Annotated in this window: 21 protein-coding genes; 9 read left to right on the forward strand and 12 right to left on the reverse strand. The window is 39.7% G+C overall.

What is annotated here, in order from left to right:
* Positions 1-23 precede the first annotated feature (23 nt).
* Positions 24-680: a DUF6766 family protein gene (locus tag BBI00_RS05535; protein ID WP_065397830.1), complete on the forward strand. Its 657-nt coding sequence runs from the start codon at positions 24-26 to the stop codon at positions 678-680.
* On the opposite strand, the gene BBI00_RS05540 is transcribed toward BBI00_RS05535, so the two are convergent.
* Positions 662-1,465 carry a helix-turn-helix domain-containing protein gene (locus tag BBI00_RS05540; RefSeq protein ID WP_065397831.1) on the reverse strand — a complete coding sequence of 268 codons (804 nt, stop codon included), beginning with the start codon at positions 1,463-1,465 and terminating at the stop codon, positions 662-664. The genes BBI00_RS05535 and BBI00_RS05540 overlap by 19 nt on opposite strands.
* 140 nt (positions 1,466-1,605) lie before the next feature.
* Between BBI00_RS05540 and BBI00_RS05545 the strand changes: the two genes are divergently transcribed.
* Positions 1,606-2,742, forward strand: coding sequence for an Atu1372/SO_1960 family protein (locus tag BBI00_RS05545; RefSeq protein ID WP_065397832.1), 1,137 nt, complete (start codon positions 1,606-1,608; stop codon positions 2,740-2,742).
* A 326-nt stretch (positions 2,743-3,068) separates the two neighbouring features.
* Here the strand turns inward: BBI00_RS05545 and pdxR are convergent, their stop codons facing one another.
* Positions 3,069-4,508 carry a MocR-like pyridoxine biosynthesis transcription factor PdxR gene (pdxR, locus tag BBI00_RS05550; RefSeq protein ID WP_065397833.1) on the reverse strand — a complete coding sequence of 480 codons (1,440 nt, stop codon included), beginning with the start codon at positions 4,506-4,508 and terminating at the stop codon, positions 3,069-3,071.
* Positions 4,509-4,609: 101 nt separating this feature from the next.
* On the opposite strand from pdxR, the gene BBI00_RS05555 reads away from it, so the two are divergent.
* The 3 genes from BBI00_RS05555 to BBI00_RS05565 are packed head-to-tail and all read left to right on the forward strand — an operon-like array spanning position 4,610 to position 6,217.
* A complete protein-coding gene (locus tag BBI00_RS05555) occupies positions 4,610-5,065 on the forward strand; it encodes a cupin domain-containing protein (protein ID WP_065397834.1) in 456 nt (151 codons plus the stop codon).
* Between the two features lie 29 nt (positions 5,066-5,094).
* Complete coding sequence (locus BBI00_RS05560) at positions 5,095-5,979, forward strand: dihydrodipicolinate synthase family protein (protein ID WP_065397835.1); 885 nt, start codon at positions 5,095-5,097, stop codon at positions 5,977-5,979.
* A gap of 4 nt (positions 5,980-5,983) precedes the next feature.
* Positions 5,984-6,217, forward strand: coding sequence for a thioredoxin domain-containing protein (locus BBI00_RS05565; protein ID WP_065397836.1), 234 nt, complete (start codon positions 5,984-5,986; stop codon positions 6,215-6,217).
* A gap of 298 nt (positions 6,218-6,515) precedes the next feature.
* Here BBI00_RS05565 and BBI00_RS05575 read toward each other — a convergent pair whose 3' ends face one another.
* Positions 6,516-7,022, reverse strand: coding sequence for a pyridoxamine 5'-phosphate oxidase family protein (locus tag BBI00_RS05575; protein WP_065397838.1), 507 nt, complete (start codon positions 7,020-7,022; stop codon positions 6,516-6,518).
* Between the two features lie 168 nt (positions 7,023-7,190).
* Between BBI00_RS05575 and BBI00_RS05580 the strand changes: the two genes are divergently transcribed.
* The 3 genes from BBI00_RS05580 to BBI00_RS05590 all read left to right on the forward strand — a co-directional run bounded on the left by BBI00_RS05580 (position 7,191) and on the right by BBI00_RS05590 (position 9,001).
* Positions 7,191-7,427, forward strand: coding sequence for a DUF6597 domain-containing transcriptional factor (locus BBI00_RS05580; RefSeq protein ID WP_065397839.1), 237 nt, complete (start codon positions 7,191-7,193; stop codon positions 7,425-7,427).
* A 71-nt stretch (positions 7,428-7,498) separates the two neighbouring features.
* A complete protein-coding gene (locus tag BBI00_RS05585; protein WP_394363635.1) occupies positions 7,499-7,987 on the forward strand; it encodes a helix-turn-helix domain-containing protein in 489 nt (162 codons plus the stop codon).
* A gap of 63 nt (positions 7,988-8,050) precedes the next feature.
* Positions 8,051-9,001: a nitrilase family protein gene (locus tag BBI00_RS05590; RefSeq protein ID WP_065397841.1), complete on the forward strand. Its 951-nt coding sequence runs from the start codon at positions 8,051-8,053 to the stop codon at positions 8,999-9,001.
* Positions 9,002-9,042: 41 nt separating this feature from the next.
* Here the strand turns inward: BBI00_RS05590 and BBI00_RS05595 are convergent, their stop codons facing one another.
* The 4 genes from BBI00_RS05595 to BBI00_RS05610 all read right to left on the reverse strand — a co-directional run bounded on the left by BBI00_RS05595 (position 9,043) and on the right by BBI00_RS05610 (position 10,820).
* Positions 9,043-9,399 (reverse strand): rhodanese-like domain-containing protein, encoded by a 357-nt coding sequence (locus tag BBI00_RS05595; protein ID WP_065397842.1) that lies wholly within the window; start codon positions 9,397-9,399, stop codon positions 9,043-9,045.
* Positions 9,396-9,698 carry a DUF3817 domain-containing protein gene (locus tag BBI00_RS05600; RefSeq protein WP_065397843.1) on the reverse strand — a complete coding sequence of 101 codons (303 nt, stop codon included), beginning with the start codon at positions 9,696-9,698 and terminating at the stop codon, positions 9,396-9,398. Before BBI00_RS05600 ends, BBI00_RS05595 begins: the two co-directional genes overlap by 4 nt.
* Positions 9,699-9,700: 2 nt before the next feature.
* The gene (locus BBI00_RS05605; RefSeq protein ID WP_065397844.1) at positions 9,701-10,159 is read right to left on the reverse strand and encodes a hypothetical protein; all 459 of its coding nucleotides are present in this window, start codon (positions 10,157-10,159) and stop codon (positions 9,701-9,703) included.
* Positions 10,160-10,229: 70 nt separating this feature from the next.
* Entirely contained in the window at positions 10,230-10,820 is a 591-nt protein-coding gene (locus BBI00_RS05610; RefSeq protein ID WP_065397845.1) for a TetR/AcrR family transcriptional regulator, read from the reverse strand.
* 148 nt (positions 10,821-10,968) lie between these two features.
* Between BBI00_RS05610 and BBI00_RS05615 the strand changes: the two genes are divergently transcribed.
* On the forward strand, positions 10,969-12,189 hold the full coding sequence (locus BBI00_RS05615) for an MFS transporter (protein WP_065397846.1): 1,221 nt from the start codon (positions 10,969-10,971) through the stop codon (positions 12,187-12,189).
* A gap of 60 nt (positions 12,190-12,249) precedes the next feature.
* On the opposite strand, the gene pdeM is transcribed toward BBI00_RS05615, so the two are convergent.
* The 5 genes from pdeM to BBI00_RS05640 all read right to left on the reverse strand — a co-directional run bounded on the left by pdeM (position 12,250) and on the right by BBI00_RS05640 (position 18,889).
* On the reverse strand, positions 12,250-12,891 hold the full coding sequence (pdeM, locus tag BBI00_RS05620) for a ligase-associated DNA damage response endonuclease PdeM (protein ID WP_165602495.1): 642 nt from the start codon (positions 12,889-12,891) through the stop codon (positions 12,250-12,252).
* Positions 12,892-12,970: 79 nt separating this feature from the next.
* Complete coding sequence (locus tag BBI00_RS05625) at positions 12,971-13,576, reverse strand: 2,3-bisphosphoglycerate-dependent phosphoglycerate mutase (RefSeq protein ID WP_065397848.1); 606 nt, start codon at positions 13,574-13,576, stop codon at positions 12,971-12,973.
* A 139-nt stretch (positions 13,577-13,715) separates the two neighbouring features.
* Positions 13,716-16,160 carry a ligase-associated DNA damage response DEXH box helicase gene (locus tag BBI00_RS05630; protein WP_083988431.1) on the reverse strand — a complete coding sequence of 815 codons (2,445 nt, stop codon included), beginning with the start codon at positions 16,158-16,160 and terminating at the stop codon, positions 13,716-13,718.
* Positions 16,161-16,289: 129 nt separating this feature from the next.
* Positions 16,290-17,870 (reverse strand): ATP-dependent DNA ligase, encoded by a 1,581-nt coding sequence (locus BBI00_RS05635; protein WP_065397849.1) that lies wholly within the window; start codon positions 17,868-17,870, stop codon positions 16,290-16,292.
* The gene (locus BBI00_RS05640) at positions 17,867-18,889 is read right to left on the reverse strand and encodes a ligase-associated DNA damage response exonuclease (protein ID WP_065397850.1); all 1,023 of its coding nucleotides are present in this window, start codon (positions 18,887-18,889) and stop codon (positions 17,867-17,869) included. Before BBI00_RS05640 ends, BBI00_RS05635 begins: the two co-directional genes overlap by 4 nt.
* Positions 18,890-18,977: the final 88 nt, after the last annotated feature.

The following is an 18,977-nucleotide window of genomic DNA, read 5'->3' on the forward strand; positions in this document are numbered from 1 at the left end:
ACTTAAAAATTTAACTTAGAGATATGTCCAGTTCAAGTTTTTTTTACCGGAATAGTTTAAGTCTGGTATTGATCACCCTTATGCTATTTTCTCTTGCAGGCCAGTTTTTTACAGGATGGGCAACAGAAAATAAAGAACTGCTGGAAAACGGTCAGCCCGCTTTAAAAATTAATGAATACCTTCATAGCGGACATTTTATACAGGCAACTTTCGAAAACTGGGAAAGCGAATTTCTCCAGATGATGCTGTATGTTCTGTTAACCATATCATTAAGGCAGAAAGGCTCCAGTGAATCAAAGTCCATGGAGGGAAAAGAAGACGTAGACAGGGAACCTGTTGCACATCCCAATGCTCCGTTGCCTGTAAAAAAAGGAGGAATATGGCTGAAGATTTATAAACATTCCTTATCACTGGCTTTTGCCGTCCTTTTTCTGATCAGTTTTATATTCCATTTTTATGGAAGTTTAAAAGATTTCAATGCTGATCAGATCATGAAAAAAGAACCGCCGGTAACTGCCTTACAATATATTTCCGAATCGAGGTTCTGGTTTGAATCTTTTCAGAACTGGCAAAGTGAATTTTTAGCAGTAGCTTCGCTTGTTATTTTATCCATTTGGTTCCGTGAAAAAGGCTCTCCGGAATCAAAACCTGTTGATATGGCTCATGATGAAACCCCTTGATTTTTATTTAATTTCGGTTTTGTTTTCATCACGGCAAAATAGGATGAGGTAAAGGCCGACAGACTTTGATAACCTACCTGGTACGCTATTTCGCTTAGGGTATATTTTTTAGTATCAATCAGTTCAATGCTCTTTAAAATTCTTGTCAGCTGAAGATATTTCTGTAAAGTAATACCGGTTTCATTTTTAAAAATCCTCTGCAGGCTCCTTACAGACATCTGGGCTTTACCGGCTAAAGAATCAATATCAAGATTGTATTTAAAATGGGAACTGATCTCATTGCATACCGGAATCAGTCTGGCATCAGCAGGAACGGGAATCTCCAGTTTATTGCTTTCCTTACAGAAGTTGGGAAGACTTTTTAAAATCGCTTTGAAAAAAATATCCTGCTCTTCATTTTCCGTCAAAGATTGGTTCCATTTCGAAGCATAAAGCAGCATTTCTTTAAGGACAGGAGGAACGGCAAATACATGAACATTCTGATAAAACTCTTCTTCAAAAACTGTCTTAAACAGAAATACCATCAGGTTTACAGTGCGGGCCTCTGAAGTTATTTTATGGGCTTTTTCCGAAGGCACCCAGATCACATGATGCTGTGGGACAATATAGATCTTCTGGTCAATATGAAAATACTGATATCCTTCTTCCACATAGGTAAGCTGTGCCCGGTAATGAACATGTTCGTAATCATCATGCTTCCAGTTGTTTTCGCACCAGACATACGCCTCTTTTTCAATGGTATCTACAAACTGGCTTTCTGTTTTTTCAATCAGTCCACATTTCATGCTGTCGTTTTAAATGTATATTTTGGCAAATTTAATAAAAACGCCAATAGTAATTTTGTACAGTCAATATTCTTAATGCAGATAAAACAGAAATCCTGGATTAAAAAAGAAGTTAACAACATCAATATATCTTATTCGGAATGAGAAAACTATGTAATTTTTTTATTTTAATTTTATTATTAAACACCACGAGCATCATGGCACAAAATAAAGCAAAAATATTGGTTCTGATCCATTCGGATAATGGCGGTACCTACGAACTGGCCAAAGAAATAGCCAAAGGAATAGAAAGCGAAAATAAGGCTGAGTCTTGCATCAAACTCGTCAAAGCATCACAACACCCAAACCTGAAAGGCATTCCCATAGCAACTGTGGAAGAACTTACAGCCTATGACGGTATTGCTTTCGGTTCGCCTGTTTATTTCGGAAATATCAGTACGGGAATGAGTGAATTCTTATCTAAAACCGTTCAGTTATGGACCAATCATGCACTGGAAGGAGTTCCGGCCACTGTTTTTATGTCTGCAGGAAGCGGAGCAGGAAAAGAACTGGCCCTTCAGGCATTCTGGAACAGTCTTGCCGTACACGGGATGATATTGGTATCCAACGGAATCCGTGGAACTGAAGAACTCAATAAAGCCATCCCACAGGGAAATACCGTTTTGGGAGTAACCAGTATGACTTCTTTAAAAGACGTTGAAAGACCTACAAAAGGAGAAAGGAATATTGCTGAACTTCAAGGGAAAAACTTTGCAAAAGTAGCTTTGGCCCTAAAAGATACCCGCCCTAAAAAAGAAACTGTAATGGTTGATAACCAACAGAACTTCAATGAGGCCCTGAAACAGAAGAATATTATACTTCCACAGGTTCCTAAACCTGCCGGAAATTACCAGCCATTTGTGCGTTCAGGAAATCTTGTGTTCATCAACCAGGTAGCTTTGAAAGACGGAAAAATTTTCAATCCGGGAAAACTCGGGGTCGAAGTTAATGAACAGCAGGTAAAAGATGCGACCCAAGTAACGATGCTTAACGTATTGTCTGTACTCAAAGAAGCTGTAGGAGGGGACCTGGGCAGGGTAAAACAGTGTGTACAGCTTACAGGAATCTTCAATACAAAAGATGATTATACCAAACATGCAGATCTTATGAATATCGCTTCGGACCTTACGGTTGAAGTTTTTGGAGAAAAAGGAAAACATGCAAGAGCCACATTGGGAGCATCGTCTATTCCCGTGAATTCTTCAGTTGAAATTCAGGCGATTTTTGAAGTGGAGTAGATTCTCAAGGATACAAAGCTTTATCTATGTGATATAATTTTACAGATGCACGAATAAAGAAGTTCGTGCATCTTTAGTAATTAAATCCTCTCACAGATCAATAAATTCTATTTCCGCAAACATCTGCGTTATCTGCAAAATCAGCGGGCGATAAATGTAAGGCACAAACCTTCAGGAAGACTTTTTTGCGACCAGTTCCTGAATACTTTTTATTCGTAAATCAGTGGCATTTATAATTTTCTCGCAAACCACGCAGATCATTTGTAAACATTCAATGTAAGGAAAAGAATAAGTCGTAAATTTTCAGATTATTGTAATCTTCAATATTAAAGCGATTCCGATAATTTTGTTATCACTTCAGAAATAACAGGAATACTCTGTTCAAGCTGTTCTTCAGAAAGCGCTCCATAACTTAGCCTGAAACCATTGATACGATCCCGGCTGTACTGTTTCGGATGAATGATTTTAATATTTCTCTCCAATAGTAAAGCCGTGACCCCATCCCAATCCAAGTCCTTTTTGGGTACAATCCAAAAAGCAAGTCCTCCTTCCGGTAAGATAAAATCTGCAATATCGCTCATATGCTTTTTTAAAAGAGAAAACACAAAATCTCTTTTGTTCTTATAATGCACGGTTGCTTTTTTAATGTGCTTCTTTACAGCGCCTTCCCTGATCAGCTGAAGCACGGCCTGTTCCATAATCACATCACCATGTACGTCAATAATCTTTCTCAGGCTTCCGATCTTTTCCAGTAAATCCTGGTTTTTGGTTGCCAGATAGCCGATTCTTAAAGCAGGCGCTACAACTTTACTCAACGTTCCTATATAAACATAATTTTTAAGCTCCGTAAAACTTGACAAAGGAAGGATAGGGCGGTATCCGAAATGAAATTCATTATCATAATCATCTTCAATGATGGTGATATCATGGCGGTTGGAAAGCTCAATCAACTTTAATCTCCGGGCCAGGCTTAAGGTAACGGTAGTAGGATATTGTCTGTGAGGGGTAATGTATATTGCTTTTATACTTTTATATTCCGCCAGAAGCTTTTCTACAGAATCAATGCAGATTCCTTCTTCATCAACGTCTACCGGCAGCAGCTTGGCCCCTGCATATTCAAAAGCCTGCCAGGCGGGCTGGTATCCCGGATTTTCTACAATAATATGATCTCCTGATGTAAGTAAAGTTTGTGCGGTAAGAAACATCCCCATCTGGCTTCCTCTGGTAATCGAAAGTTCATTTTCATGGATCTGCATTCCCCGTTGATGATTGAGCATCTGGGAAATCATTTTACGGAATTCCGTTTCGCCATGTTCGTTGCCATAGCCCATCATCTGCCATTTGGCTTTGATGCTGAAAATCTGCCGGTATGCTCTGGCCAGTTCCGTAACAGGCGCTATTTTACTGTCAGGATGGCCGTCATCAAAATTGATCATGATACCATTGGAACTAACCGACGGATCCGGAATATTCTGTATCCTTTCTGTTCTTTTTTCATGCAGGGAAGGTAATTGATCAGAGACAAAAATACCTTTTCTTTCTTTTGAAATGACCCATTCTTCATTGATCAGAACCTGATAAGCTTCTACAACGGTATTCCTGTTGATTTTTAATGTGGATGCCAGGTTGCGGCTTCCGGGTAGGGCATCTCCGGCTTTCAGTCTGCCTGATCGTATATCAGCAATAAGGGTATCTGCAATCTGCAAATAAACGGCTTTATCAAGATTTTTATCAATCTCAAATTCTAATTTCCAAGGTCTGAGCATCTGGACTATCTATTTATGTAAAAACTGAATCATTTGAATAGTCCAAATATAAAATAATTTTGTCATGCAATAAAGCACAGAACAAATAAATTTTAAAAATCATGGACAAGAAACAATTCAGTTCAAAAGACTTTCACGAAACATTTGCAAGACCAAAGTATGTGAAGCCAAGCCATTTAATTCATAAAAACGTTGAAAATGCAGGTGAGCACAGCCAGTTCTCAACGGAAAGAAAACATCCTGTATTCTTTGTGGATCTTCCCAGTAAGAACGTCAGTATGACCATCGGCGGATTATTACCGGGCCAGCAGACCAACAGACACCGTCATACCTATGAAACCGTACTGTTTGTGATTGAAGGCAAAGGCTGGACGGAAGTAGAAGATGAAAGAGTGCACTGGGAAGCCGGAGACGCCGTTTATATTCCATCATGGGCATGGCACAAACATCAGAATTTAAGTGATACAGAGCCTGCCAAATATATTGCCTGCGAAAATGCTCCTCAGCTGCAGAATTTAGGAGTGGCTTTAAGAGAAGAAGAAGGCAGGGACCTTTAAGATTGTAAAATTTTTAAACAAAGACAAACATGAAAAATGTCCCGTTTAAAGGGGTTATTGCTTATCCCATCACTCCTTTTGATGAAAATGAAAAAATAGATATTTCTCTTTTCAAACACCTTGTAGAAAGGCTTATCACATCCGGAAACCACGGAATAGCACCATTGGGAAGTACCGGAGTAATGCCTTATCTCTCTGATGATGAAAAGGAAGCGGTTACAGAAGCTACCATACAACAGGTAAAAGGCAGGGTTCCTACCTTGGTAGGCGTTTCCAACCTTACTACGGAAAAGACAATACACCATGCCAGGTTTGCAGAAAAGGCAGGAGCAGATGCTGTAATGATCATTCCTATGAGCTACTGGAAGCTTACCGATGACGAGATTGTTGCCCATTATGACGCTGTAGCCCGTAAAATCTCCATTCCGATTATGGCTTACAATAACCCGGCAACCAGTGGAGTAGATATGTCTCCGGCGCTTTTAAAAAGATTACTGGAGATTCCTAATGTAACGATGATCAAGGAAAGCTCCGGGGATATCCAGAGAATGCATTATCTAAGGAGAGAACTGGGTGAGGAAGTAGCCTTTTTCAATGGCTCAAATCCTTTGGCATTAGGCGCTTTCTGTGCAGGAGCCAGAGGATGGTGTACTGCTGCTCCGAATCTTATTCCTGAGCTTAATATTGGGTTGTACAATGCCATTGAGGAAGGTGATCTTGAAAAGGCGAAGTCCCTTTTTTACCAGCAGTTTGACCTTCTGAAGTTCATTGTCAATAAAGGACTTCCGAGAGCAGTTAAAGCCGGGCTTAATATTCTTGGTGAAGAAGGAGGGAATTTAAGAAGCCCTTTACAGCCTCTTCACGAAAAAGAAGCGGAAGAATTAAAAAATATCATTAAAAAACTTACTCTTTAAATTTATGAAAAAGCCAATCTTTTATCATGCAGGCTGTCCTGTCTGCATCAGTGCAGAACACGATATCATCAGCCTTATAGGCACAGAAAATGTAGAAATTGTTCATTTGGGGAATGACAGAAATAAAATTCAGGAAGCAGAACAGGCGGGAGTAAAATCCGTACCGGCTTTGATTACGCCCAATGGAAATGTACTTCATATTAATTTCGGAGCATCTATGGAAGATGTGAAAAAATAATGGTATGATTAGTCTTGTGAAGGCGGCTCAGGAAATTGGGCCGTCTTTTTTTGGATTATATGCTGCATAGTTTTCAAATGGAATTTTATCTCTCGCAGAGTTTGCAGAGGCTTATGAATAAATTCTGCAATCGATTTATTGCGGGAAAATATATTGCCACTGATTCACAAATAAAAAAATGTGCAACAGTGGCAAATAGGTATATTTTACTATTTTCTGTTCTACAGGTAGCGCTTAAAAGTCTGTTCAATCTGCAGAATCAGCGAGGAAAATAAAAATATCAGAATATATCTGAAAATTATACGGTAGCATTTCCTTCTACACCATCAGAGTTATCTGTTTTGTTTCCTGTAATGGCGGCCGTAACAAATTTGAAAAGACTCACCAGCTTTCCGGCTTTTGTGTCCCAATAATAGGTTTCTTTAGGCTCAACACGGATAATGGTTACGTTGGGATCATCTTTCCCATCAAACCAGGCATTGGCCAGAGGAGACCATTTTTCTTCTATGGTAGCCTTATCTTTATAAACAGAGGCTTCTCCATATACTGAAAGATATTGTGAGTCACTGTTATTCATAAAAAACAACTGTACCCGGCGGTCTTCTTTTATTTCAAAATTCTTATTGCTGGTTCCGCTGCTGATAAACCACAGATTTCCGCTGTCATCGGTTTCCTGAAGGGTCATTGGCCGGGAATTGACAGGAACCGTATCCAGCTCCGTACAGAACATACATATTCTTGCGCTTTCCGACAGTTCTTTGATCTTTTTAATTGCTTCAAGGTGGGTTAAATTTTGTGTTGACATATTATTATATTTTAGTGATTGGTAATTGAACCTTCAAATACCTGACCAAAAGAGAATAAAATGTGGTACCTCCGGCTTGTTTTATTAAAAAAGTTATCACAAGATTTTATATTCTTGCATTGTATCGCTCGCTGATTGAGCAGAAAATAATTTTGTGTACATTTGAATATGCAGATTTCGCCACCCAAACATCTGGCACCTTTCATCAGGCACTATATCTTTTTAGAAAATCCTGAAAAGGCCGGTAAAAACCTGAGGCTGTTCACCGATGGCAGTACCGGGCTTATTCTGTCCGGTGGTATGGATCTGTATTCCAGTACTTCGGATGGCCGTATTCCTTCAGCTTTTTTTACGGAGCATTACATTCATATAAAGATTTTTGTTCGAAAGGTAGTTTCTCGTTGATTGCAGTTGTATTTCAGCCTTACTTTTTAAATATTCTTTTACAGGCTCCGGCGAAAGAAGTGAGAAATCAGGTGATTGCTGTTGAAGATGTATTCAGGAATAAGCTAGACCCTTTTCAGGAAAGTATTTTGAATAGTGTAAACCCTTTAACAATCATTGATCAGCTCAATATTTTCTTTACTGAATTTTTAAAAAAGGAAACAGGTTCAGAGTATCATTTCATCACAGCTGTACAGCAGTATATTCTTCAGAACAGGGGAAGCGTTTCTTCAAAAGAGCTGGAAAGATTCACCGGATATACTGAACGGCACCTGGAGCGGAAATTTGAAAATTACATGGGTATATCTCCTAAAAAATACAGCAATATTATCCGTCTCCACTATTTTCTAAGTCTTATGAATAAAGGTAAAGATAAAGGAAACATGACGGAACTTTCTTATCATGCAGGCTATGCAGACCAGTCTCACCTGATCCGGGAATTTAAAAATAATATAGGACTTACCCCCGGTCAGTACCTAAAAACAGAAAATAAAATGGCCGTTAATTTCATTGAGCTGTAATCAGCATGTCGGATTTATACAATTTTTCAGCTATGCTTTCGTATAGTTTTGCTGAAAAAAACAATGAATATTACCATTTCCACAGCACAATTTGAAAATAAAAGCGGAGATAAGGATTATAATCTTTCCGTTATAGAAAAATTATCAGGACAGGCTGCTTCCCAGGGTTCGGATGTGATTGTTTTTCACGAATGTTCCATTACCGGATATACTTTTGCCAGAAAACTGTCTGAGGAACAGCTTCTTGATATTGCTGAAATTATTCCGCAAGGGAAAAGTATCAGAAAATTACAGGAAATTGCCGGACGGCACAATATCACCATACTGGCCGGACTTTTTGAAAAGGATGAGGACAATAAACTCTTCAAGGCTTACGTATGTGTTGATAAAACCGGACTGAAAGCTAAATACAGGAAGCTTCATCCATTCATCAACCCACATCTTACGCCGGGGAATCAATATTGTGTATTTGATATTTCAGGCTGGAAGTGCGGGATTCTGATCTGTTATGACAACAATATCATCGAAAATGTAAGGGCAACAAAGCTTCTGGGAGCAGATATTATCTTTATGCCTCATGTTACCATGTGTACACCTTCCACAAGACCTGGTGCAGGTTTTGTAGACCCTGCGCTCTGGAACAACAGAAAGAAAGATCCTACTTCCTTACGTCTGGAATTTAACGGTATGAAGGGCCGGGACTGGCTGATGAAGTGGCTTCCGGCGAGAGCTTACGATAATGGAGCTTATATTGTATTTTCAAATCCTATAGGGATGGATGATGATCAGCTGAAAAACGGCTCTTCTATGATTATAGATCCTTTCGGAGATATCATTGCCGAATGCAGATCATTTGATGATAGTTTTGAAACGGCTCTGATTACCCCTGAAAAACTTGTTGAGGCAGGAGGGTACCGGTATATGCAGGCACGGAGACCTGATTTATACAGAGATATCATAGGACAGGAACATTCTTCTGAGCAGAAAGTGGTGTGGCTGGATAAAGACATTTAAAGTAAACTTCCTCCGGAATTGACCTGGAGGAAGTTGATAGTTTATTGTCTGAGTGTTTTCTGTAGATCGCTCCAGGCACCTCCGTTATAGACCTTTTTAAAGCCTTTTTCTTTCAGGATGCTTTCTGCCTTTACGCTTCGAAGTCCGTGTGAGCATACGGTAATGTACGTTTTTTGGGGATCTAATTCAACATAGCGTTCTCGGATTGTTCCTAATGATATATTGACAGAACCTTCGGTATGTCCGGTTTCATACTCTTTTTCTGTTCTTACATCAAGAATGACCGCTCCTTTTCTGACCAGTGCCGGCAATCCATCATCCAAAGTCTGAATCCGGTAAATCCTGTAAACGGCATAAAGAATAATCGCTGATGCACAGATGATGAGTATGATTTTCATAGTTTACTGAGAATTTTTCTGTCTATATAAAATGTTCCGAAAGGAATAAAGCAGGCAAGAATCACTTTCCAGGTTATTTCTTTGAATTTCCAGTTCTGCTCTACGCCGACGCTCAGGGTATTGAACAGGAAAAGCAGGAATAAGGTCCCATGCACAGGGCCAATTAATCTTACGAATAAAGGATTTCCCATCCAGTACTTCATCGGAACGGCAATGCATACTAAACTCAATAATGAAATGCCTTCCAGAATTGCCAGGATTCTCAGCCTGCCGGTTTTTGTTTTAAATAAATCTATCATAATTATCTGAAATAAGGTCTGTTGGCAAAAGGAGAAAAGGGCCAGGGAACGGCAATGAAAATAATGATCAGCGCAAGGGAAAACCATATCCCCATTGTTTTGAATTTTTCCTGATCTGAAAGCTTTCTTTTAGCCAGTGCTGAACCTATAGTAATGATGATAATAGCAGTGATCATCAGAATTATATGAATCAATCCGAAAAACAAATGTTCAAAAGACTCTCTGGCTTCATTAAAATTCTTCCAGAAGTATTGAATCACCGGACTTTTGAGGTAGAAAATCATTCCTATGATGAGTTGGATATGGGCAATTGTTGCTGTCCAGTGCCTTACAGTATGATCGGTTCCCGTAAATTTCCGGTCCGAGAAATATCCTTTAAAAGCACGGAAAATGGCATAAATTAAACTTATCAAAACCAACCATCGGGTTTGCGAATGTAAAAATGTAAGGGTTTGATACATAGATTTCTTTTTAGAATACAGCAAAGGTATAATAAAAACATACTAGTTAGTATGTTTTTAGATAAAAAAATTATTGAAGTGCGTTGAGATAAGACTTAAGTCCTTTTAAATAAATAAGATATACTTCTTTCGAATTCTCAACTTTCCCCAGATTTCTGACTCCCCAATATCCGGAAATAACAAAAACGCTCACTTCCCTGGCATTGACATCTTTCTTAATAATTCCTGCTTCTTTGCCTTTTTCAATACTGTCTGTGAAGGCTTGTTCCCATTCCTTTGAAAGTTCGTGTAAAGCCTGTGTGAAAGCGGTATGCCATGGTGCCATCTGCTGCACAAAATTAGAAGTAGGACAGCCGTATTCAACTTTCAGAAAGTCATTTTCCATCAGGAGACTGTAGATGATCTCATAAATAGTCTCCAGCGGATTACTGTTGTTTTGAAGGGATTCAATAAAATTACGTCTGAAGTTAGGCTTCATCAGCTCGTTGATAATGGCCAGTCCCATTTCATCTTTGGTCTTGAAATGATAGTAAAAAGCCCCTTTTGTTACCTGAGTCGTTGCGATAATCTCATCAATGCTTGTAGTCTGAAAACCTTTTACATAGATCAGTTCGAACGCTTTCTGGAGAATGGTAAGACGGGTTGTTTCTGATTTTTTCATTAAAACTGCTGATTACTTTACAAAGGAACAAATTTTAATTTTAAAATAAAACTATCAGAATTATGATAGTTTAGTGTAATTTAAATAATTTTTATAATACAATTATTCGTCGGAAATTTGCTTTGTCAATATCAAAAATTTACGGACAATGAATTTTCAAAAAGAAATACAGATCAATACTGCTGCACAGACTGCTAAAAAAGGTCTTCCTGCAGCACTTTGGGCATTAACGATAAGTGCTTTCGGAATAGGAACTACAGAATTTGTAATCGTAGGGCTGTTACCTACAGTAGCTTCTGATCTCGGCATCAGTATTCCTTCGGCAGGTTTACTGGTCAGTCTTTATGCAATAGGAGTTGCTATCGGAGCACCGATATTAACGGCATTAACAGGAAAAATCCCACGTAAGACGCTATTGGTATCTATTATGTTGCTGTTTGTCATCGGAAACGGACTGGCGTCTGTAGCTCCCGGTTTCATAACTTTGGTTTTAGCGAGAATACTTACCGGATTTGCCCATGGGGTTTATTTTTCCATCGGTTCTACCATTGCGGCTTCTCTGGTTCCTCAGGAGAAAAGAGCTACTGCAATATCAATTATGTTTGCCGGGCTTACACTAGCCATTGTAACGGGGGTTCCGCTGGGTACGTTTATAGGACAGCATTTCGGATGGAGAGCAACTTTTATAGGAGTTTCTATTCTTGGGATTATCGGACTGATTTCAAGTGTATTATTGGTTCCCAACAACCTGAAAAATGGAAAGACCGCTTCTGTAAGAAGCCAATTTAAAGTACTGGGAAACAGACGCTTGATTTTTGCTTTTCTAATGACAGCAATGGGGTATGGGGGTACATTTGTAGTGTTTACCTATCTGTCACCCATATTACAGAAAATTACAGGTTTTCAGGAGTCAACTGTGACTTTCATTCTTCTAATCTATGGGATTGCCATTGCCATAGGAAATCTGATTGGAGGAAAGGTAGCCAATAAAAATCCTTTGAAAGCCCTTCTGTGGATGTTTGCAGCACAGGGATTGGTACTGCTTGCCTTTTATTTTACAGTAAGTAGTCCGGTTTTAAGTATCATTACTCTTTTCTTTTTAGGAGCCTTGTCATTTGCTTCTGTTCCCGGGCTTCAGCTATTGGTAGTACAGATCGCGGAAAAAGAACTTCCGGGAACTGAGGATGTCGCTTCCGGGATTAATATTGCTGCATTTAATATCGGTATTGCAATCGGGTCTTATGCAGGAGGAATGATTGTGACATCATCTTTAGGACTGGCAAGTACACCATGGATAGGTGCTTTGTTCCTATTGATTACGGTCCTGATTACGGTTTACAGCATCCGTTTAAGCAGGAAAAATATATAGTTTTCATTACCCATGTCAGGATTTGGAACCTTGACATGGGTAACTTTCATAGCACATCCGTCAGATTTCATAAATCTCCGAATCTGTAAAAACAAAAAACTTACTTTTCGCAGGCAGATTTTTGGTATCCAATCCGGTAAACTCACTGAAAGCGGGAAGAAGTAACTGATTATCACTGATGGCAAAGCACGGAAGCCTGATCCTTTTTACAGCAGAATGCAGAACAATTCCCGGATGAATATGTCCGGTAATCTGAAATCCGGATCTGGCCGTATCAAAATCATGAATAAATGTGACAGGATTCATTATAAGCCATTCAGCTTTATGATGGAAGCATAGTTTATTTTCCAGAGCCTTTGAGATCCGGTCATGATTTCCTTCAATAAGATAAAACTGAATTTCAGGATATTGATTTTTCCATATACAGAACTCATCCACATCGGAATTGTCACCTGCATGAAGCAGATCGCCTACCACAATAAATTTTTCAGGCCTGAAATATTCTATCAGTGCCGACAATCTTTGCAGATCGTTTTTCATAATCTGGTTGGCCAATGCAATCCCGTTTTTGCGGAAATGAGCGGTCTTTCCTATATGAAGGTCGGAGAGAATCAATGCTTTCTCTCTTTCCCAAAACAGGGCCCGCTGATTGGTAAGAATAAATGTTTCGTTTTGAATGGAGATTTTTTTTGCTGTTATCAACACTTTGGGGAATGGGAATTATTATTTGAATGATCAATACGGTTCAAAGTTAGATTTTTTATAATTATATTTTTACAGATCATTCGTTTTCTACTCTGCTTACATGAAAATTTTCATCAAAAAAATAGGTCAGAGGAACACCGGTTGCTATTTCTCTTTCTAAAATTTCTTCGGGAGAAAGGTGCTCCAGATACATGATCAGTGCACGGAGGCTGTTCCCGTGAGCAACAACCAATACATTTTTACCCTGTCTCAGCGGAGGTACAATCTGGGCTTCAAAATAGGGAATGACCCGGTTATAGGTATCTTTAAGACTTTCACCTCCCGGAGGCACTACATCGTATGACCTGCGCCAGGTGTGAACCTGTTCGTCTCCATATTTCAGCGCTGTTTCCGCTTTATTGAGCCCTTCAAGATTACCATAAGACCTTTCGTTCAGTGCTTTATCTGTTACTACCGGAATATGGGTATTTCCCGTTTCTTCAAGAATAAGATTGAGGGTATGCTGTGCCCGGATCAGTGCGGAAGTAAAAGCAATGTCTATTCTTTCTTTTTTTAAAGCGATCCCTGCCTTTCTGGCTTCTTCAATTCCAACTTCTGTAATATCGATATCCTGCCATCCTGTAAACCGGTTTTCCAGATTCCAGAGTGACTGCCCGTGACGGACCAAGAATAATTTTGCCATCGTGTGAATGTTATTTACTCTTCAAAGAAGATACTCTAAGGTACGGCGATTATTAAACTTTTCAAAGGAATTTAACAGTTAAAAACAGATTTTGGCAAAGATTAAAAGATATAGGAAAGTCGCTATTAACGCTCATCACTTACTGTATGCCCGATAATTTAAGCATTCTTTTAATTCTCGCATCAAGTCCTTCACTGGAAAGGGTTTGCCGGAGGCTGTCTACTTTGATAGGAAAGCTTAAAGGGGTGAAAGAACGTGAATGCTTCAATATAATATCAGATTTTTCAATTCTTTTAAAAGCTTCTACAAGCCGCTGTTCCTGCAGCTGCATATTGAAAACCTCGGTATAAGCCTGTCTGATCAGAAAATGATCAGGGTCATAATCTTCCAATACCTTGAAAATAAGCCCGGCTGAGCTTTGTAAAGATTTATTGGACCTTTGCTTGCCTGCGTAATTTTGAATGACCATTCCTGAAATCACTGCAATATCACGGAATTTCCTTCTTGCCATTTCTGCAGAATTGATACTGGCGATGACGTCATTCATAAGGTTATCACGGCTTAAGACCTGCTGCAGATTCTCTTCATTGAGCGGAATTTCTTTATCACTGAAAAGTTCAAATCCGTAATCATTCATCGCCATTGAAAAAGAAATAGGGGCCAGCTTTGAAATGCGGTAAGCAATTAAAGCAGCCATTACTTCGTGCACCAGTCTGCCCTCAAAAGGATACATGAACAGGTGATATCCTTCACGGTTTCTGATCATTTCTACCAGAAATTCATTCTCCTGCGGGATATGGGAATTCGTTTCCTGATTGATCAGCAGAGGATGCAGAAACTTCAGCTCTTTTTCGGAAGCCTTCGGGTTCAGGGCATGGGAGAGTTTTTCTCTTAAATAGTGGCCAAGGTCTGAGCTTAAAGGCAGTCTTCCTCCCAGATAGCTTGGTACGAGGGCTTTACCTTTTGCTGCCCTTACATACACCGTCATATCTTTGATCATCGCCACTTCAAGGGTACGTCCGGCAAGAATAAATTTTTCTTCTTTTTTCAGTTTTGAGATAAAATATTCTTCAATCATTCCTACATAGCCTCCGGAAATAAATTTTACCTTCAGCATGGCATCACTTACAATAACCCCCATATTCATCCGGTGAAGCATGGCAATCTTTCTGGAAGTAACCTTATACAGTCCGTCTTCCATGATCACAATTTTATGGAATTCTTCATAATTTTTTAAAACGCTGCCGCCAATGGTGAGAAATTCAAGAATACTTCTCCATTCTGCATCCATCATTCCCTGAAAAGCAAATACTTTTTTTATCCTTTCAAAGGTTTCTTCAGGATAAAAACCATTTCCAACGGCGAGTGTCATCAGAAACTGAACCAATACATCGAAACATAAGACCTGCGGTTCCCTGGGTTCAACGACCTTCTGTTTTACGGCTTCCTTTAATGCTGAAACCTCGATCAGCTCTAAGGAATGGGTAGGAACACAGTAAATCCTTGAGGTCTCAAAAGGGGAGTGCCCGCTTCGACCCGCCCTTTGCAGAAATCTTGCAACACCTTTTGCCGAGCCAATCTGGATGACCGTATCAACAGGTTTAAAATCAATGCCCAGATCTAAAGATGAAGTTGAAACCACTGCTTTTAGCTTTCCCGAGCTTAAATTTTCTTCGATCCAGATGCGCAAATGGGCGTCAATAGAACTGTGGTGAATGGCAATCTGTCCTGCAAAATCAGGATAAGCATCCAATAAAAGCTGATACCACATTTCACTCTGGCTTCTGGTGTTGGTAAAAACAATGGTTGATCTGGACTCAAGAATGATCGGAACGACTTTATCTGCCAGTTTGTGCCCCAGATGCCCTGCCCAGGGAAGAATTTCAATTTCATTGGGGAAGACCGGGATAATATCTATTTTCTTATGTTCCTTAGCTGCAATTTTCGTTTTTTTAATATCATACGGAATGAGTACCTCCATCGCCTCATCCAGATTTCCGATGGTGGCAGTGATGCCCCATATTTTCAGTTTGGGAACATATTTCCTGAGCTGCGAAATGCCTAACTCGACCATAACACCACGTTTGGATCCGAGCAGCTCATGCCATTCATCAACCACAACGCATTTCATGTCCCGGAAAAAACTTTCATGATTTTTCTGAGCAAGGAGCAGATGTACACTTTCAGGGGTTACCACAAGGATGTCAGGCATTTTTTTCACCTGCTGCTGCCTTACTTTAGGATCTGTATCACCGTTTCTTACGCCGACAGCCCAGTCGAGCCCGATCTCATCAATCGCTTCCTGCATGGCCTTGGCAATATCTTTAGACAAAGATCTGAGAGGCGTGATCCATAGCATTTTCAATCCTTTTTTATATTGTGCGGGATGATTGAGGAAATCAGAAACCAATGCAAGAAATACAGAAAATGTTTTCCCGAAACCTGTAGGAGCTACGACCATACCACTGTATCCGTTCCCGAATTTCCGCCAGGTATCCGTCTGAAATTTGAAAGGGGATATGCCTTTATCTGTCATCCATTGCTGAATGATTTTAAATCCGTCGGTATGTTCGAAAGCTGACAATGTTATTTTAATTTAGTTTTAACGTAAAAGGCGCTGAGGGTTTATATTGCTTTTATGTTTTTGTGTGGCAAAGTAATATTTACAGGAGTTAAACGAAATACCTTTGCGGGCAAAAAATTACCTTAAAATCTACTGTATTAATTTTTTTATTTCTTCCAGATGATCAATTTCATCTACGGTTTTGTCTTTCCGCCACCTTACAATTCTCGGAAACCGCAGTGCTACACCGCTTTTATGACGGTTACTGAAGCCTATTCCTTCAAAAGCGATTTCAAAAACGAGTTCCGCTTTTACCGTTCGTACAGGCCCGAATTTTTCAATGGCATTTTTGTTCACAAACCGGCTTACTTCCATGATTTCTTTATCCGTTAATCCCGAATAGGCTTTTGCAATGGTTACCAATGCATCTCCGTTTTTTACGGCAAAAGTATAGTCTGTATAATAGGCGCTCCTTCTGCCGCTGCCTTTCTGGGCATAGATCAGAACAGCATCAATGGTAAACGGATTGATTTTCCATTTCCACCAGTCGCCTTTTTTACGGCCGGCATGATAGGGTGAATTCTTCTGCTTCAGCATCAGTCCTTCGCTGTTGACGGATCTTGAGTTTTCCCGGGCAATTTTCAGCTCATCCCAATGTTCAAAATCTATACTTCCGGAAAGCTGGATATTCCCGGGAGATTCATTCAGTAATAATTCTTCCAGCATTGCTCTTCTTCCCGAAACGGGTTTGTCTCTAAGGTCGTTATTTTCAAGCTCCAGGAGGTCATAGGCAAATACCTTAATCGGAATTTCGGCAAGCATTTTCTTTGTTAAAGTTTTTCTGTTTAATCTTTTCTGTAATTCATTGAAGTTTAAAACCTTGCCCTCTATTACTGCAAGTATTTCTCCATCGATCACAAAGTTGCCTTTCATGGCCTGTACTGTTTCCGTGATCTCCGGAAATTGTTCTGTGATAAGTTCTTCTCCTCTGGACCATATGAAGACCTCATCATTTCTCCGGATAATCTGCCCCCGTATTCCATCCCATTTATATTCTGCCAGCCAATCATCAGTTTCCCCAAGCTCTTCAGGCTCTTTTTCCAAAGGATAGGCCAGGCAGAAAGGGTAGGGTTTTGAATTGTCAGGGTTGATATTTTCTGCTGAGATCAATTCTGTAAAAGAAACTTCACCAGGCTGCCATTTTCCCATCAGGCTGTGCATCAAAGTGCTGGACTCCTGCTCTGAAAATCGGGTCAATGCATTGATCAGGGTCTTATCTGAAACGCCAATACGGAAACTTCCGCCAATTAATTTATTGAAAATCAAACGTTCGGTGTAATCCAGGCCATTCCATGAATCCAGTACAAAAGCCTTTTTTTCGGCATCTGTTTTATCTTTCAAGCCAACAATATCATTCATCCACTGTGATAGAGTTCGGTCAATTTTATGCTGTGGAGGCGGAAGGATCAGAGAAAGTGTTTCCCCAAGATCCCCTACGGAAGAATAGCTCTCCTGAAACAGCCATAACGGAAGGCCTGTAATTTCCAGAGCCCACTCTTTCATATAGTTGGTGTTGACGTTTCTTTTGGGTCTTTTTCCTGTAAATAAGGCAATAAACCATACTTTATCATCATCAGGGGTCCGCTCGAGATAATCGATGATCGCATCAATTTTGGCATTGGTCTTATTGGTTGTTTCCAGGGCATTGATAAGGTCTGCAAAATGTCTCATAATTCCCGGTTTTCAGTGGTTTCTTTTTCATTATCTTCTTCGTCATCCCCAAACAGTGTTTCTACAACATCTGCCCGGATTCCTGTCTCATTCAGGTATTTTGAAAATACTTCTGTCTGCCCATGGGTAACATGTACGATTTCTGCTTCCGTAGCTTTTACAGTCTGCAGCAATCCTTTCCAGTCCGCATGATCACTCATGGCAAACCCTGCATCTGCGCTCCGCCATCTTCTGGCCCCACGTACCTGCATCCAGCCTGAGCATATTGCCGTTGCCGGATCAGGAATCTTTTTTATAATATTGCTGTCCAGTAATGCAGGAGGAACAATGACGATCTGATGTTCCATTTCTTTCGGGCGTTCCCTGAAATCTGCAATCGTATATTCAGGAAGATCAATTCCCACGGCTTCAAAAGCTTCATTCAGCTTTCCTATTGAATAATGTACATATATTTTGCCCAATCCTTCCATTGCTTTCATAATCCGCTGTGCTTTGCCTAAAGAATAGCCGATGAATACGGATGTTTTATTGTTTTCCTGGTTCTTCAGTACCCAGCTCTGAAGTTTTTTATTCAAATCATCAATTTCCAGCCAGTTATAAATGGGCAGTCCAAAGGTACTTTCTGTCACAAATTCATTACATTTTACAAGCTCAAAGGGAGTACTTAACCCATCATCCTGAATTTTGTAATCACCGGAAATTACGCTTACATACCCTTTATATTCCAGTCTTATCTGGGCAGAACCGATGATGTGTCCGGCCGGATGGAAAGAAAGCTGTACCCCGTTGATATTGATTTTTTCGCCATATTCTACACTCTGGCACTCGATATCTATACCAATTCTCTGGTACAGAATAGGTTTTGTAAAATGATGACAAAGATATTTCTTCATACCCCAGCGTGCATGATCGGCATGACCGTGGGTAATAACAGCCATATCAACAGGCCTCCAGGGATCAATATAAAATTTTCCCTGAGTACAATAAATTCCTTTTTTGGTAAATGTGATTAATTTCAATGATGTGATTGGTTTTATGGAATACGCTTCAAAAACTTAACCAATTTACGATAAAGGAATGATTTTATTTCTATAACCTTGAGCTAAT

The sequence above is a fragment of the Chryseobacterium arthrosphaerae genome (assembly GCF_001684965.1).
Lineage (GTDB): Bacteria > Bacteroidota > Bacteroidia > Flavobacteriales > Weeksellaceae > Chryseobacterium > Chryseobacterium arthrosphaerae.

Coding starts and splice junctions, on each gene's coding strand:
- BBI00_RS05535 (WP_065397830.1), top strand. CDS start 24: ATGTCCAGTTCAAGTTTTTTTTACCGGAATAGTTTAAGTCTGGTATTG.
- BBI00_RS05540 (WP_065397831.1), bottom strand. CDS start 1,465: ATGAAATGTGGACTGATTGAAAAAACAGAAAGCCAGTTTGTAGATACC.
- BBI00_RS05545 (WP_065397832.1), top strand. CDS start 1,606: ATGAGAAAACTATGTAATTTTTTTATTTTAATTTTATTATTAAACACC.
- pdxR (WP_065397833.1), bottom strand. CDS start 4,508: ATGCTCAGACCTTGGAAATTAGAATTTGAGATTGATAAAAATCTTGAT.
- BBI00_RS05555 (WP_065397834.1), top strand. CDS start 4,610: ATGGACAAGAAACAATTCAGTTCAAAAGACTTTCACGAAACATTTGCA.
- BBI00_RS05560 (WP_065397835.1), top strand. CDS start 5,095: ATGAAAAATGTCCCGTTTAAAGGGGTTATTGCTTATCCCATCACTCCT.
- BBI00_RS05565 (WP_065397836.1), top strand. CDS start 5,984: ATGAAAAAGCCAATCTTTTATCATGCAGGCTGTCCTGTCTGCATCAGT.
- BBI00_RS05575 (WP_065397838.1), bottom strand. CDS start 7,022: ATGTCAACACAAAATTTAACCCACCTTGAAGCAATTAAAAAGATCAAA.
- BBI00_RS05580 (WP_065397839.1), top strand. CDS start 7,191: ATGCAGATTTCGCCACCCAAACATCTGGCACCTTTCATCAGGCACTAT.
- BBI00_RS05590 (WP_065397841.1), top strand. CDS start 8,051: ATGAATATTACCATTTCCACAGCACAATTTGAAAATAAAAGCGGAGAT.
- BBI00_RS05595 (WP_065397842.1), bottom strand. CDS start 9,399: ATGAAAATCATACTCATCATCTGTGCATCAGCGATTATTCTTTATGCC.
- BBI00_RS05600 (WP_065397843.1), bottom strand. CDS start 9,698: ATGATAGATTTATTTAAAACAAAAACCGGCAGGCTGAGAATCCTGGCA.
- BBI00_RS05605 (WP_065397844.1), bottom strand. CDS start 10,159: ATGTATCAAACCCTTACATTTTTACATTCGCAAACCCGATGGTTGGTT.
- BBI00_RS05610 (WP_065397845.1), bottom strand. CDS start 10,820: ATGAAAAAATCAGAAACAACCCGTCTTACCATTCTCCAGAAAGCGTTC.
- BBI00_RS05615 (WP_065397846.1), top strand. CDS start 10,969: ATGAATTTTCAAAAAGAAATACAGATCAATACTGCTGCACAGACTGCT.
- BBI00_RS05625 (WP_065397848.1), bottom strand. CDS start 13,576: ATGGCAAAATTATTCTTGGTCCGTCACGGGCAGTCACTCTGGAATCTG.
- BBI00_RS05635 (WP_065397849.1), bottom strand. CDS start 17,870: ATGAGACATTTTGCAGACCTTATCAATGCCCTGGAAACAACCAATAAG.